The organism is Streptomyces misionensis (assembly GCF_007896895.1).
GTDB lineage: Bacteria > Actinomycetota > Actinomycetes > Streptomycetales > Streptomycetaceae > Streptomyces > Streptomyces misionensis_A.
This window is the reverse complement of sequence record NZ_VOGW01000039.1, coordinates 5,570-11,159: the sequence shown is the minus strand read 5'-3', so window position 1 is coordinate 11,159 and position 5,590 is coordinate 5,570. Positions and strand designations below refer to the sequence as shown.

5 protein-coding genes are annotated in these 5,590 nt (G+C 74.6%); 2 read left to right on the top strand and 3 right to left on the bottom strand.

Features of this window, described 5'->3' with window-relative positions:
- The 3 genes from FRZ03_RS06455 to FRZ03_RS06445 form a co-directional block, all read right to left on the bottom strand.
- The coding region (locus tag FRZ03_RS06455) for a M20/M25/M40 family metallo-hydrolase (protein WP_146464170.1) at positions 1-1,234 on the bottom strand (1,234 nt) is incomplete at its 3' end.
- Complete coding sequence (locus FRZ03_RS06450; protein ID WP_146464169.1) at positions 1,231-2,115, bottom strand: sugar phosphate isomerase/epimerase family protein; 885 nt, start codon at positions 2,113-2,115, stop codon at positions 1,231-1,233. The genes FRZ03_RS06455 and FRZ03_RS06450, both read right to left, overlap by 4 nt.
- A gap of 1 nt (position 2,116) precedes the next feature.
- Positions 2,117-3,175 carry a Gfo/Idh/MocA family oxidoreductase gene (locus FRZ03_RS06445; protein ID WP_146464168.1) on the bottom strand — a complete coding sequence of 353 codons (1,059 nt, stop codon included), beginning with the start codon at positions 3,173-3,175 and terminating at the stop codon, positions 2,117-2,119.
- A gap of 368 nt (positions 3,176-3,543) precedes the next feature.
- Between FRZ03_RS06445 and FRZ03_RS06440 the strand changes: the two genes are divergently transcribed.
- Both FRZ03_RS06440 and FRZ03_RS06435 read left to right on the top strand, forming a co-directional pair.
- The gene (locus FRZ03_RS06440; protein ID WP_315902623.1) at positions 3,544-4,638 is read left to right on the top strand and encodes a DegT/DnrJ/EryC1/StrS family aminotransferase; all 1,095 of its coding nucleotides are present in this window, start codon (positions 3,544-3,546) and stop codon (positions 4,636-4,638) included.
- Positions 4,635-5,590, top strand: a 956-nt coding sequence (locus FRZ03_RS06435) for a DegT/DnrJ/EryC1/StrS family aminotransferase (RefSeq protein WP_146464172.1), incomplete at its 3' end; no start/stop codon positions are given. The genes FRZ03_RS06440 and FRZ03_RS06435, both read left to right, overlap by 4 nt.

Genomic DNA, 5,590 nt, shown 5'->3' with positions numbered 1-5,590 from the left:
GTCGTACGACGTCCGCGAAGTCCTCCAGATCGGCGAGGTCGACGAACTCGCCGGGCGCGTGGGCGCGGTTGGCCGCGAGCGAGCCGGGGCCCAGCACGGCGGTGAAGGCGCCGTCCAGCCCCGCGGCCCAGACGGCGTCACAGGTGAAACCGGGGTCGTCGGCCGGAGGCCGGGCGCCCGCCCGGGCCAGCAGGGCCTCGGCCCACGGGTCGTGGTTGTCCAGGGCGGGCAGCCCCCGCTTGTCCCAGCCGAGCCGGGTGATACGGGCCGCGTCCCGTGCGGTGCGGGCGAACTCCCGGGTGGAGCCGAAGAGTTCGCCGAAGCGGCGCAGGCCGTCGGCGAGCTGCCCGTCCACCGCGGTCTCCAGGGCCGCGCCGTCGCGGGTGCGCCGGTACGACAGGTTCAGCAGCAGCGTGCCGGTGCCGTGGACGCGGTTGTGGATGCGGCCGGTGTGCAGCCCGGCGACGCAGACCCGGGTGCCGGGCACGGCACCGTCCAGCCGGGCGGCGAGGTGCTGGGCGAGGAAGCCGAGCAGCACGGTGGCGTTGTGCCCGGCGTCCGGGCGGTCGTCCACCGCGTCCTCGCCCGCGACGGTGATCCGCGCGGTCATGGCGGCCGTGGCCCGGGGCAGCGCGCGCAGGCCGGTCGGCTCGCAGAACACGTTGAGCCGCCCGTGGTGCCCGGCCTCCAGCAGCGGGCGGGTGCCGTAGGTGCCCAGGGCCCCGCCCTCCTCCCCGGCGACGGCCTGGAGCAGCACGGTGACGTCCCGCCCGACGGCGGGGTGGGAGGCGGCGGCCTCCAGTCCGGCGAGCAGCGCGACGGCGGGCCCCTTGGCGTCGACCGCGCCCCGCCCGGTGAACCGCGCGCCGTCGAAGACCGGCGGGGTGTGCCCGGCGACGGTGTCCAGGTGCACGTTGAACAGCACCGTGTCCGCACGGGGGCGTTCGGGCCCCAGCCGCAGCAGCAGACTGGGCTGACCGGCGAGGAACCGGGGATCGCGGGCGGCGGCGCGGACCGTGGCCGGCACGTCCGGGCGGTCCAGGCAGGAGGCGCGCGGTGCGGCGAGGCGGACCGTGCGCAACCCGGCCCGCGCGGCGGCCGCCGCATAGCGCTCCAGGGCGTCCGGCAGCCGGGACGGCGGATCCTCCGGTCCGGCCTCCAGCGGATTGACGCTCGGCAGGCGCAGCAGGTCCAGCAGCAGTTCGCGGTGCCGGCCGGTGAACAGAGCGCTCACGCCGGGCCGTCCGGCGAGGCGTGGTCCAGCAGCGCGGCCAGCGCCTGTCCGGCCCGTACGAACAGATCGGCGGCGTCCGCGCCGGCCCGGTTCAGTCCCTCGTGGGGGCGCACGCAGAGGTGCGGTTCGAGGGAGAGCGCTCCGGTGTAACCGTGGTCCGCCAGGATGCGCAGGCACCGCGCCACCCCGGCCTCGCCCTCGCCGGGCAGGGTGTAGGCGGTGGAGCCGTCCGGCAGGCGCACGGCGTCCTTGATGTGGACGTGGGCGACATGGGGGGCGAGGTCGCGGAGCATCGCGGGGGCGTCGTAGCCGTACGGGACGCCGTTGCCGGTGTCGAACAGCAGACGCAGCGCCGGGCTGTCGACGGCGCGCAGCAGCCGCAGCGCCCGGTCGGCCCGGTCCCCGGCCCAGCCCGCGCAGTTCTCGTGCACGAGCACCAGCCCCGCCCGCTCGGCGCGGTCCGCGAGGACGGCGGTGCGGGCCAGCACGCGGTCCGCCCAATCGCCTTCCGCGAGGCCGTCGTTCGGGTACGACATGATCCGCACCAGTCGGCAGCCGAGAGCGGCGCACCGCTCGGCGAGCACATCGAGTTCGGCGAGGTCCCGGCCGATGTCGCCGGTGATCGGGCGCGACCAGTTGCCGATCCGGGACGCCACGGCGGTCACGGTGACGCCCGCGTCCGCCAGGCGCCGGGTGAGCGCGCCGAAGGCGGTGGGGGAGAGGTCGGCCAGCGCGGTGCCGTCGATGTTGCGCAGTTCGACGGTCGTCCAGCCCAGGCGGCGCAGGGCGGCCAGCTGACCGTCGGCGCCGGGCGCGGCCTCGTCCCCGATGCCGGTCAGCGGCCCGAACGGGCCGTGGCCCGCGGTGTTTTGTCCGGGCATGTCAGCGGCTCCCCGCGGGGGCCTGCGGTACGGCGGCGCAGTGCTCGCGGGCCGCGCACAGCAGCCGGGTGGCCGCACAGGCGAGCGGGAAGTTCGCGGCTCCCGCCGTCCCGGAGGCGAAGTTCCGGTAGGCGCACTCGAGGAAGTCGGTCAGGGCGTCGTCGCGGAAGACGTGGTGGCCGGCCTCGCCCTCGCCGTCCGGTGCGCACGCCGTACCGTGGCCGAACGGGGACACGACGAGCTGGGCGTGGTCGTCGTCCTCGCTCAGCGGGAAGTGCGCGGTGGCCGTGCCGCCCTCGAACTCGCAGACGACGCTGCGCTGTCTGACCGGTGCGCCGAGGTCGGAACGGAGCAGGGTGCTCACCCCCGAGCGGTGTGCCAACTCCACGTGGGCGCCGCCGAGTCGGGGCAGCGCCCGGTCCGCGAGGCGCAGGTCCCAGCAGCGCGCGGCGCGGAGTTCGGCGGGGCCGGCCAGATCGAGCGCGAGCCCCAGGGAGTGGGGGATCTCCACGTCCAGGGCGGTGGGGTGCCCGTCCGTGGTCAGCGACCGCAGGAAGCGGGGCTTGTGCTGGTCCACGGTGATCCGGCGGAGCGGGCCGAGCCGTCCGCCGCGGATCAGGCGGCGCAGCCGGCCGGCGAGCCGGGAGCTGGTCCAGTGCGCCACGACCGCCAGGTCGAGGCCCTCCTGCTCGCGCAGCCGCACCAGGGCGTCGAGTTCCGCCGCGGAGGCGGCGAGGGGTTTCTCCACGACGAGCCGGCGCACGCCGTGTCCGGCCAGGCGCGCGACCACCTCGTGGCGCAGCCGGGGCGGGGTGCACACATGAGCCACCGTCGCGGCCGGATCCACCTGGTCCAGCGCCTGGTCCAGCGTGCTGACGACGGTGACCTCGCCGGGCGCGCCCGGCACCCGCAGCGCGCCGGCGCGCGGGTCGCAGCCGACCGCGGGCAGGGCGACGAGCGGACCACCCGCGTCCGCGGTGCGCCGGGCCAGCCGGATAAGCGTCCTCAGGTGCAGTCCGGAGCCGGAGCGGCCGAGCCCGACCACGAGGGGCTGCAGCACAGGGCCTCCTGGGAGAAAAGAGGAAGGAGAACATCGGGCGTGGAACACGCGGTTCGCGTCGCGTCGCGCACAACTCCGTTGCGCCGCAAGACTATTGCGGCCGGGCCGGGAAAGGGTCAAGTGATCCGGAACCCCGTTACCCACAAAGTGTGAAGATGATCCTTTCCTTTCTCCGCCGACGGGAAGTACGACTAGCGTTGCCGGTCAATCCACAGAAACGATGAGGCGGGTGAGAATTGCCTTCCAGTGGACAGCTCCGGGCGCGGGCCGGGCACGCGTCGCCGACCACTTCGGGAACGGCCGAACCGATTCCCTTCTTCTCTCAGGTCGCCACTTTCGAACAATTGTGGCCGACCATCGAAAACGCGTTGGAGGACGTTTTCCGCAGTGGCAAATTCAGCCACGGACAACAGGTCGGACAGCTCGAGACGGCGCTCACGCACTACACCGGCGCCCGGCATGTGATCGGCGTCAACAGCGGCACCGACGCGCTCGTGCTCCTGCTGCGCGCCTGCGGACTGCGCCCCGGCGACGGAGTCCTGGTGCCGGCGTACTCCTTCTTCGCCACCGCCTCCGCCGTCGTACTCGCGGGCGGGCACCCGGAGTTCGTCGACATCGACCCGCGCACCCACGCGATGGACCCCGCAGCGCTCGACGCCGCCGTCACCCCGCGCAGCCGGTTCGTGATGCCGGTGCACCTCTTCCACACCATGGCCGACATGGCGGCCATCGGCGCCGTCGCCCGGCGGCACGGCCTGACGGTCGTCGAGGACAGCGCCGAGGCGATCGGCATGCGCCGGCACGGCGTCCACGCGGGCCTGCACGGCGCGGGCGGCGTCCTGTCCTTCTTCCCCTCCAAGACGCTCGGCGCGCTCGGCGACGCCGGGGCCGTGCTCACCGACGACCCGCAGGTGGCGGACACCGTCGCGGCCCTGCGCCACCACGGCAGGACCGGCCGTACGCTCAACGACTTCCCGGCCATCTCCACCGAGAGCGCGCTGCCGGGCGTGAACAGCAAGATGGACGACATCCAGGCGGCCGTCCTGCTCGCCAAGCTGACCGTCCTGGAGGAGCAGATCGCGCGCCGCGCCGAACTCGCCGCCGCCTACACCGCCCGGCTGCGGGACGTGCCCGGGATCGTCCGGCTGCCGCGGACCACCGCCGAGCGACCGGACGACCGGGACGTGCACTACGTCTACCTGATCGAGACGGAGCACCGGGACGCCCTCGTCGCCCACCTCGACGGACAGGGCATCGGCACCGAGGTCTACTACCCCCTGCCGCTGCCCCACCAGCCCGCCTTCGCCCACCTGGGCCACCGGCCCGGCGCCTTCCCGCACGCGGAGGCGGCGGCCCGGCGCGCCGTGGCCCTGCCCTTCCACCCCGATCTCGACCCCGGCGACCTGGACCGCGTCTGCGACACCATCGGCTCCTTCCTCGCCACGACGAGGACCACCGCATGACCGCAGCGCCCCCCACCGCCGTCCCCTTCTTCCCGCCCGACCTCTTCGAAGCCGACCGGACCGCGCTGATCGCCCTGGTCCGTGAGGTGGGCCTCGACCCGGAGCAACGTTTCATCCTGGGCGCGCGCACCGCCGCCTTCGAAGAGCTGATGCGCGCGGACCTCGGCGCCGCCGACGTGGTCGCCTGCTCCAGCGGCACCTCCGCGCTCTTCCTGGTGCTGCGGGCCATGGACATCGGCCCCGGCGACGAGGTGATCGTGCCCGCCTTCGGCTGCGCGCCCCTGGCCTCCGCGGTCGTCGACGCCGGAGCCACCCCCGTCTTCGCCGACATCCGGCCCGACACCATGACCATGGACCCCGACGCGGCCGAACGGCTCGTCACCGGGCGCACCAAGGCCGTGATGCCCGCCCACATGTTCTCCGTGATGGCCGACATGCCCCGCTTCACCGAACTGGCCCGGCGGCACGGACTGCGCCTCCCGGAGGACTCGGCGGTCGCCCAGGGCGGCGTGCTGCGCGGCGTCCGAGCCGGACTGTGGGGTGAGGCGGGCGTCTACTCCTTCGTCCAGGTCAAGACGTGCGGCATGCCCGGCGAGGGCGGTGTGGTCGTCACCCGCGACCCGGCGCTCGGCGAGCGGGTGCGGACGCTGCGCAACCACGGCCAGCACGCCGGACGCCGGTTCGTCCACCACACCATCGGCGTCAACAGCCGCTTCGACGAGATCCAGGCGGCCTTCCAGACCCACCGCTACGCCGGATTCCCGGCCCGCCTTGCCCGGCGGGCCGAGATCGCCGCCTACTACACCGAGCGCTTCACCCCGCTCGCCGACCGCGGGGTGACCCCGCCGCCCCCCGACCCGGACGGCCGCTGCTTCTACGTCTACACCGTCCTCGCCGACGCCCGCGAAGCGCTCGCCGCCCACCTGGCCGCACACGGGGTGGCCAGCCACGT